This window comes from Pseudomonas sp. BF-R-24 (genome assembly GCF_019947335.1).
Classification (GTDB): domain Bacteria; phylum Pseudomonadota; class Gammaproteobacteria; order Pseudomonadales; family Pseudomonadaceae; genus Aquipseudomonas; species Aquipseudomonas jessenii.
Map to the genome: position 1 here is coordinate 1 of NZ_JAGYGG010000065.1, position 15,942 is coordinate 15,942.

The window sequence follows — 15,942 nt, forward strand, 5'->3', positions numbered from 1 at the left end:
GGCGTTGTATCAGTCGATATTTATGTGACTGACACACCGCCTTCGCGAGCAAGCCCGCTCCCACATTGGTTTTGTGGAGGGTCATGACCATCCGGATTGGCGCACCAGTGGGTGGCAGCTGTGCAAGGACACGCACTGTTATCGGACTTGAAGGACCTGTCGCGAGCCCGCTCGCGATGGCATCACCGTGGATTCCAATTTTGTTGTCTTGTTGGTCAGCAACTTGCATTGCCCTGTGCAAGCCCGAGAGCCCAGCCAACCTCACAACAAAATGGAGTTTCAATTCATGCACAAACGTCCGTTGAAGAAGCTGCTTTGCGCCGTTGCTGCGGCCATCGGTTTGAGTGCCAGCCTGACCGCCGTAGCCGCCGATCCGCTGAAAGTCGGCTTCGTCTATATCGGTCCGATCGGTGACCACGGCTGGACGTATCAGCATGAACAGGGGCGCAAGGAACTCGCGGAAAAATTCGGCTCGCAGATCACCACCAACTACGTGGAAAACGTCGCCGAAGGCGCCGACGCCGAGCGGGTGATCCGCAACATGGCCAAGGACAAATACGACCTGATCTTCACCACCTCCTTCGGCTACATGAACCCGACGGTGAAAGTTGCCAAACAGTTTCCCAAGGTGACCTTCGAACACGCCACCGGCTACAAGCAGGACAAGAACCTCGGCACTTACCTGGCGCGCACTTACGAGGGCCGCTACGTCGGCGGCTTCCTCGCAGCGAAGATGACCAAGACCAAGAAGGTCGGCTACGTCGCCTCCTTCCCGATCCCGGAAGTGATCCGCGACATCAACGCCATCCAGTTGGCCCTGAACAAATACAATCCCGGCACCGAGATCAAGGTGGTGTGGGTCAACTCCTGGTTCGATCCGGGCAAGGAAGCGGACGCCGCCAACGCGTTGATCGATCAGGGCGTGGACGTGGTGTTCCAGCACACCGACAGCCCCGCGCCGATCCAGGCCGCCGAACGTCGCGGCGTGTATGCCGTGGGCTACGCTTCGGACATGGCGCACTTCGGGCCGAAAGCGGTGCTGACCTCCATCGTCAATGATTGGGGACCGCACTACGTTCAAGCAACCCAAAGCGTGCTCGACCATGACTGGAAATCCCGGGACTACTGGGGCGGTTTGAAGGAGGGCACCGTTGAACTACCAATCAGCGACCTGGTACCGGCGACGGTGAAGAGCGAAGCCGAGCAGCTCATCGCCGACATCAAGAGCGGTGCGCTGCGATTGTTCACCGGGCCGATCAAGGATCAGGCCGGGGTCGAGAAAATCCCGGCGGGCGAGAGTGCGACCACGGCGGAACTGGCGTCGATGAATTACTACGTGGAAGGCATGAAGGCCGAGATTCCGAAGTAATTCCTCCGGTCAGGACACGGTACCTGTGGGAGCGGGCTTGCTCGCGAAGGCGTCATATCAGTCCATACAAATGTCGCCTGATACACCGTTTTCGCGAGCAAGCCCGCTCCCACATTGGATCTTCAGCGTTATTAAGGACTGCGCATGAACCAACTCCCCATCATCGACATCGCCCCGCTCTACAGCGACGATCCATCCGCCTGGCAAGCGGTGGCCGAACAAATCGACCTCGCCTGCCGCGAGTGGGGTTTCTTCTACATCAAGGGCCATCCGATCAGCACTGCGCGAATCGACGAACTACTCGACAGCGCCAAACACTTCTTCGGCCAACCTGCCGCCGAAAAGCTCAAGATCGACATCACCCAGACCCGTCACCATCGCGGTTACGGCGCCATTGCCACCGAGCAATTGGACCCGAGCAAACCCAGCGACCTCAAAGAAACCTTCGACATGGGCCTGCACCTGCCGGCCGAGCACCCTGACGTACTGGCGGAAAAACCCTTGCGCGGCCCCAATCGCCATCCGTCCATACCCGGCTGGGAAGCGCTGATGGAGCAACACTACGTCGACATGCAAGCCCTCGCGCAGACACTGTTGCGGGCAATGACCATCGCGCTGGGGATTGAGCGTGATTTCTTCGACGCGCGCTTCAATGAGCCGGTCAGCGTGCTGCGGATGATCCATTACCCGCCGCGCCACACCGCCAGTTCCGAAGAGCAACAAGGTGCCGGCGCGCACACCGACTACGGCTGCATCACCCTGCTATATCAGGACGCCGCCGGTGGCTTGCAAGTACGCAACGTCAAAGGCGAATGGATCGACGCGCCGCCGATCGAAGGTACGTTCGTGGTCAACCTCGGCGACATGATGGCGCGCTGGAGCAACGACCGTTACCTGTCGACGCCGCATCGGGTGATCAGCCCCCAGGGCGTGGATCGTTATTCGATGCCGTTCTTCGCCGAGCCGCACCCGGAGACCCGCATCGAATGCCTGCCCGGATGTCAGGACACATTGCACCCGGCGAAATACCCGGCCACCACCTGCGCCGAGTTCCTGCTCTCGCGCTTCGCCGATACCTACGCTTATCGACGGGAACCGGAAGCGGTGTGATCAACCGCCTGGTCAGGTTTTACCAATTGTTGCGGCAACCCTCTGTAGAATGGCGACCATTGCACCTGATGAGAAAAGAATTATGTACGACTGGCTGAACGCCCTGCCCAAGGCAGAATTGCACCTGCACCTGGAAGGCTCGCTGGAGCCGGAGCTGTTGTTCGCCCTGGCCGAGCGCAACAAGATTGCCTTGCCATGGAACGACGTCGAAACCTTGCGCAAGGCGTATGCCTTCAACAACCTGCAGGAGTTCCTCGATCTGTATTACCGGGGTGCCGATGTGCTGCGCACGTCCCAGGACTTCTATGACCTGACCTGGGCGTACCTGCTGCGCTGCAAAGAGCAGAACGTGATTCACACCGAACCGTTCTTCGACCCGCAGACCCACACCGACCGTGGCATCCCGTTCGAAGTGGTGCTCAACGGCATCGCCGCCGCGCTCAAGGATGGTGAACAGCAACTGGGCATCACCAGTGGTTTGATCCTGAGCTTCCTGCGCCATCTGAGCGAAGACGAAGCACAGAAAACCCTCGACCAGGCGCTGCCGTTCCGCGATGCGTTCGTCGCCGTGGGCCTGGACAGCTCCGAGATGGGCCACCCGCCAAGCAAGTTCCAGCGCGTCTTCGACCGTGCCCGCCACGAAGGCTTCCTGACCGTCGCCCACGCCGGTGAAGAAGGCCCGCCCGAGTACATCTGGGAAGCCATCGACCTGCTGAAAATCCAGCGCATCGACCATGGCGTGCGCGCCATCGAAGACGAGCGCCTGATGCAGCGAATCATCGACGAGCAGATCCCGCTGACCGTGTGCCCGTTGTCGAACACCAAGCTTTGCGTGTTCGATCACATGTCGCAGCACAACATTCTCGACATGCTGGAACGCGGCGTGAAAGTGACCGTGAACTCCGACGACCCGGCGTATTTCGGCGGTTATGTCACCGAGAACTTCCATGCGTTGCACACCCATCTGGGCATGACCCAGGATCAGGCCAAGCGCCTGGCGCAGAACAGTCTCGATGCGCGGTTGGTAAAACCCTAAAGGCAAACGCAAACCTTACAGCAGCTGGCTTGCCAGCGATAAGGCCCTCACCTCCAGTATTGATGCTGATGAGAGGCCGCCATCGCCGGCAAGCCGGTTCCTACAACGCCATTTCCAGTTCGGACTCACTGGCAAAGCGATGAATTTCCCGTTGCCCGGAGGCCGTCACCTGCAAGGTTCGGGAATCGTTGGGCAGGCTCAACCACCCCGACTGCATGAACAGCTGCAACAATGCCGCGCCCAGCGAGCCGCCCATGTGCGGGCGCCTTTCGCTCCAGTCGGGGCAGGCGCAGGCAACTCTGCCGTTGTGATGGGCCAGCGCCTGGATGAACACTCCCCGTGCCGCCAACTCTGTCGCGCCCTTGAGCGTGACCGTGACCCGCTGATCAAAGTGTTCGATCCAGCCTGCCTCCAGCAGCCGCTGATACAGATCGGCGGACAGGGTGCCCCCCAGGTGATCGTCGCACAGTCGGGCACTCAACAATGGCGACCGCACCGCCCGGGGTTTGACCAGAGGTGCATTGCGCTTGAACACGTCCGGAATATCCTGGGGTGCGCTGGCGAAGGTCGCGCTGGCCAGTGCTTCGATTGCCGCTCCGACCTCGGGAGCGGCCAGGCGGAAGAAGCGTTTGCGGCCGCGGCTCTCAACCTTCAGCAGACCTCCGGCGGACAAACGGCCCAAGTGTGCACTGGCCGACGACGATGACAGGCCGGCCAGCAATGCCAACTCTTCGGTTGCTCGCGCCGAACCATCCATCAAGGCCCACATCATTGCGCTGCGCTTTGGGTCGGCCAGCAACGTGGCGATCTGGCTGATGCAAGGTGCATGTTCCATGTATTCACTCCCTGTTGAATCGTTTCGTCTACTGCCCAGAGAAATCTTGACCAGTAATGTGTCGTCGGCCAATCCGTGGAAACGGCCATAAGCCCGGCAACGCCTTGCTCAACCATTTGCGCTGCCTGGCGGATGCTGCGAAGGCCAGAAGGATGACCGTGCAGCCGGGCCGACTCGAACGTGGTCCCACCATTGGGGATCGACGCTACTTACATGATGAGGGCGCTAGTATATGCGGGTTGGTCGGCGGATCCTTTCCTCCACCCGGCGTAGGTGGTGATCGTTCCTGAGGGAAATTTCTCTTTTTTCGTGCGACTAATGATCGATTTCCGAAAAGCCTGGAAATTGACTGCTCAAAAGGGCGCATCGTCTGGCAAGCATTTCACGCAACAGGTTCACCGGCTTACTCAATTGTGCGCGATGGGCGCACAACAGATTCAACGGTGCGCGCTCACACAGCAGCTCCGGCATCAGCACCTTCAAGCGGCCGGCCAGTACATCGGCGGCCACATCGAGCCAGGATTTGTAAGCGATCCCGGCACCTGCCACCGCCCATAGGCGCACGACATCGGCATCGTCGCTGAAACGATCGCCGCTGACGGTCAGGCTGACTTCGCGTTTGCCGTCGTGAAAACTCCAGTGATCGTGGACCCGGCTGCCGAGCATGTACAACAGGCAATTGTGCTGTGCCAGTTGCTCCAGCTGCCGCGGCTCGCCATGCCGGGCCAGATAGCCGGGAGCGGCGCACAACACCCGTCGGTTCTGCGGGGCGATGGGCAGCGCCACCAGGCTGGAGTCCTCCGGTTCACCGTAGCGCAGGGCAATGTCTACCGGTTGGCGAAACAGGTCGGCGATGCGGTCCCCCAGCAGCAGGCGCACGGTGAGTTTCGGATGCTCGCGTTGAAACTCGTCGAGCCAGGGCAGCAGCAGGTTGCGGCCAAAGTCCGATGGCGCCGACAGTTGCAGCACCCCGCTGACCTGGTCCTGACCACTGGCCAGCAATCGCCGGCCCTCGTCGAGATTGCTCAGGGCCGCGCGGGCGTATTCAAGAAAGCCCTCGCCTTCGGCGGTCAGGCGCAGGCTGCGGGTAGAGCGGGCCAGTAAACGGGCGCCGAGTTGCTGTTCGATGCGCTTGAGCGCCGCACTGGCCACCGCCGCCGACATGTCCATGCCCCGCGCGGCGGCGGACAGGCTGCCCAGGTCCGCCGCCCGGACAAACAACTGCAAGTCATCGAAACGCAGCATCAAGAACACCGATTATCAAAAAAACATTGAAAGAGACTGCTCTTTTAGCCGGTTTTATCTTCAGGAGAAATAGCCAATCATCTGCCCCATCGAATCCCTTCTTCATTAGTGTTCAGGAGCCGCCCATGAAAGCCATTGCCTACTACGCCTCATTGCCGATCAGCGACAACAAGGCTCTGCAAGACATCGAGCTGCCAGAGCCGGTTGCCGGCCCCCGAGACTTGCTCGTGGAAGTCAAAGCCATCTCGGTCAACCCGGTGGACACCAAGGTGCGCCAGAACGTCCAGCCCGAAGGCGGCGCGGCCAAAGTGCTGGGTTGGGACGTGGCCGGTGTGGTCAAGGCCGTGGGCAGTGAGGTGACGCTGTTCTCGGTCGGCGACCAGGTGTTTTACGCCGGCTCCATCGCGCGGGCGGGCGGCAACAGTGAGTTGCATGTGGTGGACGAGCGCATCGTCGGCCACATGCCCAAGACCCTCGGATTCGCCGAAGCCGCTGCCCTGCCGCTCACCGCGATCACGGCCTGGGAACTGTTGTTCGAGCGCCTGCAAGTGCGCGAAGGCAAAACCGATGAAGGCCAGAGCCTGTTGATCGTCGGTGCGGCAGGTGGCGTGGGCTCGATTCTTACGCAGCTCGCTCACCAACTGACGGCCCTGAAAGTCATCGGCACCGCTTCGCGTGCGCAGACCCAAAGTTGGGTGAAGGAGCTGGGCGCGGACCTGGTGATCGACCATGGCCAGCCACTGAGCGAAGCACTCAAGCGTGCCGGAGTGGATCAGGTTACCCACGTCGCCAGCCTGACCCAGACCGACCAGCATCTGGACCAATTGGTGGAGGCATTGGCGCCCCAAGGCAAACTGGCGCTGATCGATGACCCCAAGTCGCTGGACGTGACCAAGCTCAAGCGCAAGAGCCTGTCACTGCACTGGGAGTTCATGTACACCCGTTCACTGTTTGAAACCGCGGACATGATCGAACAGCACAACCTGCTCAATCGCGTCGCCTGGCTGATCGATGCCGGGACACTGAAAACCACGATGGGCGAACACTTCGGCACGATCAACGCGGCCAATCTGCGCCGTGCCCATGCCCTACTGGAAAGCGGCAAAGCCAAGGGCAAGATTGTATTGGAAGGGTTCTGAAGCGCTGAAAAAACCGCCCCTGATTTCATCGCTTTCTGCTGTTTTCCGTCTGCGACCGGGACGCTCCGGTCGCGGACAACCTCTGTGGGCGCCCTCGAAAAGCCGTGTTTTTTTTAGTTACAAACCGTCAGTCAGACAGTTGATCCTTGTCACAATGGTGACCGTGTACGGGTCTACAATCGAATCTCCTGCGAGGCATTCTTTTGCGTAACGTCTTTTACGAGAGGTGATCAGCTGTGAAGATCCTGATAAAAGAACTGGCAAAATCCCAGTGGCAAGTCCGTCTTGACCAACATGCTGTGACGTTCCGCAGCGAAGCAGAAGCTCGCGCTTTCACGCGTACCCTTGAAGCCCGCATCCAGGCCCCTCACCCGATTCCCGTCCTCCTCACGCAGCGCGCAGCCGGCTGACTCCGGCCTCAAACCCGGGCTTGCGCCAGCGCCCGGGCATCTTGCAAACGCCGGGTGAGCACCGCCACGCTCACCACCAGAATTCCACACAGGCTGATGACCATGGCCATCGGCACGGCGCTGCCGTCGTGCAACACGCCCACCAGCGCAGAGGCGCCGGCAGCCACGCTGAATTGCAGGCAACCGAGCAGCGCCGACGCGCTGCCGGCCCGTGCGCCCTGCCCGCTCATCGCACAAGCCGCCGCGTTGGGGCTGATGCAACCGAGGCTGGCGATACAGATGAACAATGGAATCAGCAGCGGCCACAATTGTGCCGTGTGCAGAGAGCTGACAGCGAGCAGGGTCAAACCGGCCGCCAGATAAACCCACACCGCGCGCGCCAGCAAAAACATCGGGCCACGTTTGGCCAGTAACCGCGCGTTGACCTGTGCCACCAGAATGAAGCCCGCCGCATTGATGCCGAACAGCCAGCCGAAATGCTCGGCCGCAACGCCGTAGAGCTTGATGAAGATGAAGGGCGAACCGGCGATGTAGGCAAACATCCCGGCGATGGCGATGCCCCCGGTCAAGGCATGGCCAAGAAATATGGGGTCGGCCAGCAACCGACCGTACTGACGCAGCGCACCCGACAGCGGTTGACGCGGTATGTGGGCCGGCAAGCTTTCCGGCAAGCCCGTCGCAACCGCCAGGCCCGCCAGCGCACTGAAACCGGTCAAGGCCAGAAAAATCGACTGCCAGCCTGTCGTGTTGACCAACAACCCACCCAGCAATGGCGCAAGGATGGGAGCAAGTCCCATCACCAGCATCAGTTGCGAAAAGACTTTCGCCGACCCCACCGCATCACACTTGTCGCTGACCACCGCCCGGGAAATCACCATCCCCGCGCAACCGCCCAACGCCTGGATGAAACGCGCGCCGATCAGCCATTCCAGGTTCGGTGCATAGGCGCACGCCACGGAAGCAACGGTGAACAAACCGACACCAATGAGCAACGGAATGCGTCGCCCGAAACGATCCGCCACCGGACCATAGGCCAACTGACCGATGGACAAGCCGAGGAAGTAGGCCGCCAACGTCATCTGGACGTGATTTTCGTCCGTGCCGAAAGCCAGGGCCATGGCCGGGAAGGCCGGCAGGTAGAAATCGATCGCCAGCGGACCGAAAGCGCTCAAGGCGCCGAGAATCAGAATGGTACGGAAGTTCATCAGGCATCCAGTGGGGCAGAAGTCGGCAGCCCGACAGTCTAGCCGCGCACGGACGCCTTGAACATTCCGGTAGCTCGCTAACTATCAAATTCAGGCCAGTTTGACGCCGTAACCCTCTTCGCTGATCGCCTCGATCACCTGCTCGGCGGTCAGCGCACTTTCGACACCGACCTCCCTGGCAGCCAGATCGACCCGCACACTGGCTGCCGGGTCTTTGGCCTGGAGCGCCTGGGTGATGGCCTTGACACAGTGACCACAAGACATGCCTTCGACGTTGAACACTTGCATGGGATGACTCCTTTTTCCGAGGGTTGAACCCAGTTTCGAGCTTGCCACCATGGCAAGGTCAAGTTCTGAAGTGATCTGCCGGGCTGGCAATTGGCGCGACGCTCGGCCAAGCTGCGCCCATCAATGACTCGAACTCAGGAGACTCAGCCATGCGCTGGTCAGTTTTCAGCCTGTTTGGCTTTCTCAGCCTTTTCGCCGCCGTGCCTTCGGCCAATGCTGCCAGTCAGGATTATGGCGTGCTGATCATTTCCCGCGAGCGCCTGGAAGTCGCGACCAGTTGCGAAATCGGCGTGTACATCCAGGATCAACTGGCGGCGCGGCTGTTTCAGGAACAGAGCACCTCGTTCAACCTGCCGCCGGGCATCGTCTCGCTACGCCTGAAACTGCTGCCCGGCCAGATGCCGGGTTGCAATCCGGGCATGCTCGCGCCGGGTTCGCAGGATATCCGGCTCAAGGCTGGCGATGTGCTCAAATACCGGATCGCGATGACCCAGAAAGGGATGTACCTGAAACGCGCCGGTCTCGGCTACTGACATCTATACCCCCCTGTGGGAGCGAGCTTGCTCGCGATTAGGCCGTTACATTCAACAACTCTGTTGACTGGTACTCCGCCTTCGCGAGCAAGTCGGATCGCCGCACCGCCGCTCCCACATTAGATCAGCGGCACGTTTAAGATTGGCACTTGACCTTGCCAGCATGGCAAGGTTGATCCTGTGGTCATCTACTACAGGGAGTGCGACCAATGTCCGAATCCACCACGTTCGACCTGCCGATTGCCGGCATGACCTGCGCCAGTTGCGCCGGGCGGGTCGAGCGCGCCTTGAGCAAAGTCATTGGCGCCAGTGCCATCAGCGTCAACCTCGCCACTGAGCAGGCGCGGGTCCAGGCACCCGGCGACAGCTTGCCGGCCTTGATAGATGCCGTGGCCAAGGCCGGCTACAGCGTGCCACAACAGAGCCTGGAATTGAGCATCGACGGCATGACCTGCGCATCCTGCATCGGTCGCGTCGAGCGTGCGCTGGGCAAGGTGCCCGGAGTGAAAAGCGTCAGCGTCAACTTGGCCAACGAACGCGCCCACCTTGAACTGCTTGGCCAGATCGATCCGCAGACCTTGATCGCCGCTGTGACAAAGGCTGGCTACAGCGCCAGCGTCTGGGAAGCCGAACACCCGCCAACCGACAATCAGCAACAGCGCCTGCACCGCGAACGTCTGGCCTTGATCATCGCCATTGCCCTCGCCTTGCCGCTGGTATTGCCAATGTTGCTACAGCCATTCGGCGTGCACTGGATGCTCCCGGCCTGGGCGCAATTCGCCTTGGCCACGCCGGTGCAATTCATCTTCGGCGCACGGTTTTACGTCGCCGCCTGGAAAGCCGTGCGCGCGGGGGCCGGCAACATGGATTTGCTGGTCGCCCTGGGCACCAGCGCCGGGTATGGCTTGAGCCTGTATGAATGGGCCACCGCTGCCGGGCGCATGCCACATCTGTATTTCGAAGCCTCGGCGGTGGTGATCGCCCTGGTGCTGCTGGGCAAGTACCTGGAAAGCCGCGCCAAGCGCCAGACTGCCAGCGCCATTCGAGCCCTCGAAGCCTTGCGTCCGGAACGGGCGATTCGGGTGACCGATGGTCACGAGCAAGACGTCGCCATCAGCGCCCTGCGCCTCAATGACCTGGTGATGGTCAAACCCGGCGAACGCTTCCCGGTGGATGGCGAAGTGATTGAAGGTCAGAGCCACGCCGACGAAGCCCTGATCAGCGGCGAGAGTCTGCCAGTGCCCAAGCAGCCCGGCGACAAGGTCACCGGCGGCGCGATCAACGGTGAAGGCCGGTTGCTGGTGCGTACCCAGGCCCTCGGTGCGGAAACCGTGCTGGCGCGGATCATCCGTCTGGTGGAAGACGCCCAGGCCGCAAAAGCGCCGATCCAGAAACTGGTGGATAAAGTCAGCCAGGTGTTCGTGCCCACCGTTCTGCTGATTGCCCTGGCCACCCTGATCGGCTGGTGGCTGTATGGCGCGCCGATGGAAACCGCACTGATCAATGCCGTGGCGGTGCTGGTGATCGCCTGCCCATGCGCGTTGGGCCTGGCCACACCGACGGCGATCATGGCCGGCACCGGCGTGGCGGCACGCTACGGAATTCTGATCAAGGACGCCGAAGCACTGGAGCGAGCCCATGAGGTCAGCGCGGTGGTGTTCGACAAGACCGGCACCCTGACCTCCGGCGCCCCGCGCATTGCTCATCTGAGTGCCATCGACGGTAATGAGGCGAGCCTGCTGCAATTGGCCGGCGCCCTGCAACGCGGCAGTGAGCATCCGTTGGCCAAGGCTGTTCTGGATGCCTGCGCCGAGCGTGGACTGAAGGTGGCCGATGTCAGCGACAGCCAGTCCCTGACTGGTCGCGGCATCGCCGGCAGCCTTGAAGGGCGTCGCCTGGCGCTGGGCAATCGGCGTCTGCTGGAAGACAGCGGCTTGAGTGCCGGGCCGTTGGCCGACTCGGCGATCGCGTGGGAAAAAGAAGGCCGGACCTTGTCCTGGCTGATCGAACAATCCCCCGAACCCCACGTGCTGGGCCTGTTCGCCTTTGGTGACACCCTCAAGCCCGGCGCGCTGCAAGCGGTGCAACAACTGAGCGCACGAAACATCAGCAGCCATCTGCTGACCGGCGACAATCGTGGCAGCGCCAACGTGGTGGCCCAGGCCTTGGGCATCCACGATGTGCATGCCGAAGTGCTGCCGGCGGACAAAGCCGCCACGGTCGCCGCACTGAAACAGACCGGGGTGGTGGCGATGGTCGGTGACGGCATCAACGACGCCCCGGCACTGGCCGCCGCCGACATCGGCATCGCCATGGGTGGCGGCACCGACGTCGCCATGCACGCGGCCGGCATCACCCTGATGCGCGGCGATCCACGCCTGGTGCCGGCCGCATTGGAGATCAGCCGCAAGACCTACGCCAAGATTCGGCAGAACCTGTTCTGGGCCTTCGTCTATAACCTGATCGGCATTCCGCTGGCCGTGTTTGGCGTGCTCAACCCGGTGTTGGCCGGTGCGGCCATGGCGTTGTCGAGCGTCAGCGTGGTGAGCAATGCGCTACTGTTGAAAACCTGGAAACCCAAGGACCTGGAGGACAACCGATGAACATCGGCCAAGCGGCCCAACACAGCGGCCTCAGCGCAAAGATGATCCGTTATTACGAATCCATCGGCCTGCTCAAGGCAGCCCATCGCACCGACAGCGGCTACCGGGTATACGGCGAAGACGACCTGCACACGCTGGCGTTCATCAAGCGCTCGCGGGACCTGGGGTTTTCCCTGGAAGAAGTCGGCAAGTTGCTGACCCTCTGGCAAGACCGCCAGCGCGCCAGTGCCGATGTGAAAGCGTTGGCCCGCCAGCACATCGATGAGTTGAACCAGAAGATCCGTGAACTCGGCCAGTTGCGCGACACCTTGCAGGACCTGGTTGAGCACTGTCAGGGCGATCATCGGCCGGATTGCCCGATTCTCAAGAATCTGGAGTCGGGCTGCTGCACCAGCCCGACTCATGCCTGATCCCTGTGGGAGCGAGCCTGCTCGCGAAAGCGGTCTGCCTGCCACATTGATGCTGGATGTGCCGACGTCTTCGCGAGCAAGCTCGCTCCCACAGGGTTTTGGTACTTCCTGATACCCCACAAAAAACCGGCCGAAGCCGGTTTTTTATCCGATCACTGCATCCACGGTGGAGGCGGTTCTTCGGTCTTGCCCGGCGGCGCATCGTCCGCCGCGCGTACGGCTTGCCTGCGCTCCTCATCCAGGCGCGCGGCCTCGATCTCGCGCATGATTCCGCCCACGTCGGCCAGCTCTTCCGTGTCGGCGAACTCGCCGGTCAGGACACTGGCCGGGTGCAAGGTGCCAGCCTCGTACAAGGCCCACATTTCCTTGGCGTATTTGGTCTTCTTCAACTCCGGCGCAAACCGCCCGAAATAGGACGCCATGTTGCCCACGTCCCGCTCCAGCATGCTGAACGCGTGGTTGTTGCCAGCCGCATCCACCGCTTGCGGCAGGTCGATAATCACCGGGCCGGTCGGCGTCAGCAGCACGTTGAACTCCGACAGGTCGCCGTGCACCAGACCGGTACACAACATCAGCACGATCTGCGAAATCAGGAACGCGTGATACTCGCGCGCCTGGTCCGGTTCCAGCACCACATCGTTCAGGCGCGGCGCGGCATCGCCGTATTCGTCGGCCACCAGCTCCATGAGCAGCACGCCTTCGAGGAAGTCGAACGGCTTTGGCACCCGCACTCCGGCACTGGCCAGACGGAACAGCGCCGCCACTTCAGCGTTCTGCCAGGCGTCCTCGGTTTCCTTGCGGCCAAACTTGGAGCCCTTGGCCATCGCACGGGCCTGACGGCTGTTGCGCACCTTGCGGCCTTCCTGGTACTCGGCCGCCTGACGGAAACTGCGTTTATTCGCCTCCTTGTAAACCTTCGCGCAACGCAACTCGTTGCCGCAGCGCACCACATAAACAGCTGCTTCTTTACCACTCATGAGTGGGCGCAGCACCTCGTCGACCAGACCGTCCTCGATCAGGGGTTCAATGCGTTTTGGAGTCTTCATCAGCTTTTATTGTGGGTCCTTTATTACCAAACACGCGAAAGTCATTCGTTATACGGCAATCCACTCACGGGGGGGAGGGGTTGCCGACTTATGAACATTGCAGATGCACACAATGTACCGTTCTCATCAGGTAAAACCGACGACCGCCATGGTCGTTCCAGATCATAGCCGAGCCTGCCTCACTTGTTGTGCAGAGGCATTGAGGGCAATTGCGACAGAAGCTGACACCACAGTTCATACCTTCCGTAGGATTTTTCCCAACAGACCTCAATTTCCTCCGACAACAGCCGAAGTCCTAAGTGACAAAGTGATTTGTCCGACAATCGCTCCCCCAATAATAGCGATGCCGCACTCAAGGACCCGGGTTGACCAAGAACGTTTACGGCTGCCAATAAACCGCGAGTCATCTGCACTGCGTGGGCCTACAAGAAAATCTGGAGCGCGGATGAACATCAAACAGAAGTTGACCTGGGCGTTTGCAATCATCGCCTGCCTGCCCGTGGTGCTGGTCGCCACCCTCGTTGTGCTGAACCTGCGCAGTGATGCCAGGGACGAATTCGTCGACGGCAGTGCCCGCGAGATTCGTCAGGTCAGCAACGCCATGCAATTGTTCTTTGACGGCATCAGCCAGAACGTCGATTACCTGGCCAAGCAGCCGCTGATCCGAAACTCCGACGACAGCCTCAAGACTTACATGGCCGCCAACGCCGAAAGCGTCCCTCAGGGGGAGGCTGACAAAAAAGTCTTCGCCCTGCTCCAGGATCTGGGCAACAGCCACCCGGCCTACGCCTATGCCATCCTCGGCACGGCGGCGGGCGGCTATGTGTCGTGGCCGGATGATCCTAAGCTGAATAACTACGACCCGCGCCAGCGCCCCTGGTACAAGGCCGCCCAGGCCAAACCGGGCAAGCCGTTTCGCACCGAGGCCTACTACTGGGCCCAGGATGACGCGACCTATGTCAGCACCGTGCGCACCATCGACAACAAGCTGGGCACCAACGGCGGCGTGGTCAGCATCGACGTGACGCTCAAGCAGCTCACCGAAATCGTCAAACAGATCAAGCTCGGTGAAACCGGCTACCTGATGCTGCTGGAAAACACCGGCATGGTCCTGGTGGACCCGAAACAACCGGAACACAACTTCAAACCGCTGAACAGCCTTGGCGACGGCTACGCGCAACTGGCCAAAGCCGGCAAGGGCCTGGTGGAAGTGGAGCTGAACGGCGAGCACTACATGGCCAACGTCTGGCCGTCCGAGCAACTGGGCTGGACCTTCATCGGACTGATCAAACAGGACGACGTGATGAGCTCCGCGACCCAGTTGACCTGGTTGATCGCCATCATCGCCGCCGTCCTGGCCGTCATCTTCGCCATCGTCGGCGCCAGTTTTGCCAGCCTCATCGTGCGCCCGATCCGCAGCGTGGCCAGCGGCCTGGAAGGCATCGCCCAGGGCGAAGGCGACCTGACCCAGAACCTGCAAATCCGTGGCAATGATGAAACCGCGCAACTGGCCAACTGGTTCAACCAGTTCCTGACTGCGATTCGCAACCTGATCCAGAACATCGGCGGCGCGGCGGGCAAAATCCTCGCCACGTCCAAGAGTTCGACCCAGGTCTCCAGCGACATGGCCGAAGCCGCCGGACGCCAGCGTGAAGCGGTGGACATGGTCTCCACGGCGTTCCACGAAATGGTCGCCACCGCCAACGAAGTCGCGCGCTCTTGCAGCCAGGCGGCGGAGTCTGCCGACAGTGGCCAGCGCCAGGCGCGCGAAGGTCAGCAGCAGATCGATGCGGCGGTGAACAGCGTGGATCGCCTGAGCCAGGAAATCGAACAATCGGCCCAGTCGATGCAACAGCTCGAACGCGACAGCAACGACATCCAGTCGATCCTGGGGACCATCCGCTCGATCGCTGAACAGACCAACCTGCTGGCGCTGAACGCCGCGATCGAAGCGGCCCGGGCCGGTGAACAGGGACGCGGCTTTGCCGTGGTGGCTGACGAAGTGCGGGCCCTGGCCAAGCGCACGGCCGACTCCACGGCGGAAATCGACGGACTGCTGGGCAACCTGGCCAAACGCACCAGCCAAGTGACCCAACAGATGCACGCCAGCCTGGAAGTGTCCCAGCAATCGGTGACGCGCATCGGCGAGGCACGCAACAGCTTCGGGCAGATCCGCGAGTCGGTGGACGTGATCCGCGACATGAACACCCAGATCGCCACGGCGGCGGAACAACAGCATCAGGTGGCTGAAGACATCAACCGGCACATCAGCCAGATCCATGGCGATGCGCAGTTGGTGGCGGAACTGGCCAACTCGGCCCGCCTGGACTCCCAGAGCCTGGCCGGGTTGTCCAATGAACTGGACGGGTTGGTGCGCAGGTTCCGTACCTGATCAGCCGGCACACCACCAATCCCTGTGGGAGCGGGCTTGCTCGCGAAAGCGGTATGGCAGTCAACATTGATGTTGAAGCTGATGCCCTCTTCGCGAGCAAGCCCGCTCCCACAAGGTTTCAGTGTCGCTCACATAATCAGAGCCAAGCACAAAACCTGTGGGAGCGAGCTTGCTCGCGATGGCGGTAGATCAGTCAACATGATGTTGAAGCTGATGGCCTCATCGCGAGCAGGCTCGCTCCTACAGTTGCGACTGTTCAACGCTCGATAATGGCGGTCACGCCCTGCCCGCCCGCCGCGCAAATCGAAATCAGCCCCCGCC

14 protein-coding genes and 1 pseudogene are annotated in these 15,942 nt (G+C 61.3%); 9 read left to right on the forward strand and 6 right to left on the reverse strand.

Annotated features, from left to right (window positions below; translation table 11 throughout):
• Window positions 1–286: 286 nt before the first annotated feature.
• The 3 genes from KGA98_RS27520 (at window position 287) to KGA98_RS27530 (ending at window position 3,515) form a co-directional block, all read left to right on the forward strand.
• The gene (locus KGA98_RS27520) at window positions 287–1,369 is read left to right on the forward strand and encodes a BMP family ABC transporter substrate-binding protein (protein ID WP_150815103.1); all 1,083 of its coding nucleotides are present in this window, start codon (window positions 287–289) and stop codon (window positions 1,367–1,369) included.
• A gap of 144 nt (window positions 1,370–1,513) precedes the next feature.
• On the forward strand, window positions 1,514–2,479 hold the full coding sequence (locus KGA98_RS27525) for a 2-oxoglutarate and iron-dependent oxygenase domain-containing protein (protein WP_223504795.1): 966 nt from the start codon (window positions 1,514–1,516) through the stop codon (window positions 2,477–2,479).
• Between the two features lie 82 nt (window positions 2,480–2,561).
• Window positions 2,562–3,515, forward strand: coding sequence for an adenosine deaminase (locus tag KGA98_RS27530; RefSeq protein WP_007996475.1), 954 nt, complete (start codon window positions 2,562–2,564; stop codon window positions 3,513–3,515).
• 100 nt (window positions 3,516–3,615) lie between these two features.
• Here the strand turns inward: KGA98_RS27530 and KGA98_RS27535 are convergent, their stop codons facing one another.
• A complete protein-coding gene (locus KGA98_RS27535; RefSeq protein ID WP_223504797.1) occupies window positions 3,616–4,350 on the reverse strand; it encodes a helix-turn-helix domain-containing protein in 735 nt (244 codons plus the stop codon).
• A 315-nt stretch (window positions 4,351–4,665) separates the two neighbouring features.
• A complete protein-coding gene (locus KGA98_RS27540) occupies window positions 4,666–5,595 on the reverse strand; it encodes a LysR family transcriptional regulator (protein ID WP_057716524.1) in 930 nt (309 codons plus the stop codon).
• 125 nt (window positions 5,596–5,720) lie between these two features.
• Here KGA98_RS27540 and KGA98_RS27545 point away from each other — a divergent pair, with 125 nt between their 5' ends.
• Window positions 5,721–6,734, forward strand: a complete 1,014-nt coding sequence (locus KGA98_RS27545; protein ID WP_057712133.1) for a zinc-binding alcohol dehydrogenase family protein — start codon at window positions 5,721–5,723, stop codon at window positions 6,732–6,734.
• Window positions 6,735–7,152: 418 nt separating this feature from the next.
• On the opposite strand, the gene KGA98_RS27550 is transcribed toward KGA98_RS27545, so the two are convergent.
• Together KGA98_RS27550 and KGA98_RS27555 are read right to left on the reverse strand one after the other, a co-directional pair.
• The gene (locus tag KGA98_RS27550) at window positions 7,153–8,349 is read right to left on the reverse strand and encodes a multidrug effflux MFS transporter (RefSeq protein ID WP_223504799.1); all 1,197 of its coding nucleotides are present in this window, start codon (window positions 8,347–8,349) and stop codon (window positions 7,153–7,155) included.
• Window positions 8,350–8,439: 90 nt separating this feature from the next.
• Window positions 8,440–8,637, reverse strand: a complete 198-nt coding sequence (locus KGA98_RS27555; protein ID WP_057712135.1) for a heavy-metal-associated domain-containing protein — start codon at window positions 8,635–8,637, stop codon at window positions 8,440–8,442.
• Window positions 8,638–8,786: 149 nt separating this feature from the next.
• Between KGA98_RS27555 and KGA98_RS27560 the strand changes: the two genes are divergently transcribed.
• From KGA98_RS27560 to cueR, 3 genes are all read left to right on the forward strand, one after another.
• On the forward strand, window positions 8,787–9,170 hold the full coding sequence (locus tag KGA98_RS27560; protein ID WP_223504800.1) for a hypothetical protein: 384 nt from the start codon (window positions 8,787–8,789) through the stop codon (window positions 9,168–9,170).
• 209 nt (window positions 9,171–9,379) lie between these two features.
• Window positions 9,380–11,773: a heavy metal translocating P-type ATPase gene (locus KGA98_RS27565; RefSeq protein ID WP_223504802.1), complete on the forward strand. Its 2,394-nt coding sequence runs from the start codon at window positions 9,380–9,382 to the stop codon at window positions 11,771–11,773.
• Complete coding sequence (cueR, locus tag KGA98_RS27570; protein ID WP_223504804.1) at window positions 11,770–12,183, forward strand: Cu(I)-responsive transcriptional regulator; 414 nt, start codon at window positions 11,770–11,772, stop codon at window positions 12,181–12,183. The genes KGA98_RS27565 and cueR overlap by 4 nt, the downstream gene beginning before the upstream one ends.
• Window positions 12,184–12,335: 152 nt before the next feature.
• Here cueR and KGA98_RS27575 read toward each other — a convergent pair whose 3' ends face one another.
• Window positions 12,336–13,229, reverse strand: coding sequence for a PA4780 family RIO1-like protein kinase (locus KGA98_RS27575; RefSeq protein WP_090452950.1), 894 nt, complete (start codon window positions 13,227–13,229; stop codon window positions 12,336–12,338).
• 445 nt (window positions 13,230–13,674) lie between these two features.
• Between KGA98_RS27575 and KGA98_RS28820 the strand changes: the two are divergent.
• Window positions 13,675–14,763 (forward strand): annotated as a pseudogene (locus tag KGA98_RS28820) (cache domain-containing protein); the annotation flags it as partial.
• A gap of 129 nt (window positions 14,764–14,892) precedes the next feature.
• A complete protein-coding gene (locus KGA98_RS28825) occupies window positions 14,893–15,621 on the forward strand; it encodes a methyl-accepting chemotaxis protein (RefSeq protein ID WP_371317838.1) in 729 nt (242 codons plus the stop codon).
• A gap of 256 nt (window positions 15,622–15,877) precedes the next feature.
• Here KGA98_RS28825 and KGA98_RS28830 read toward each other — a convergent pair.
• Window positions 15,878–15,942 (reverse strand): hypothetical protein (locus tag KGA98_RS28830; RefSeq protein WP_371858332.1); only part of this gene is annotated, 65 nt, incomplete at its 5' end.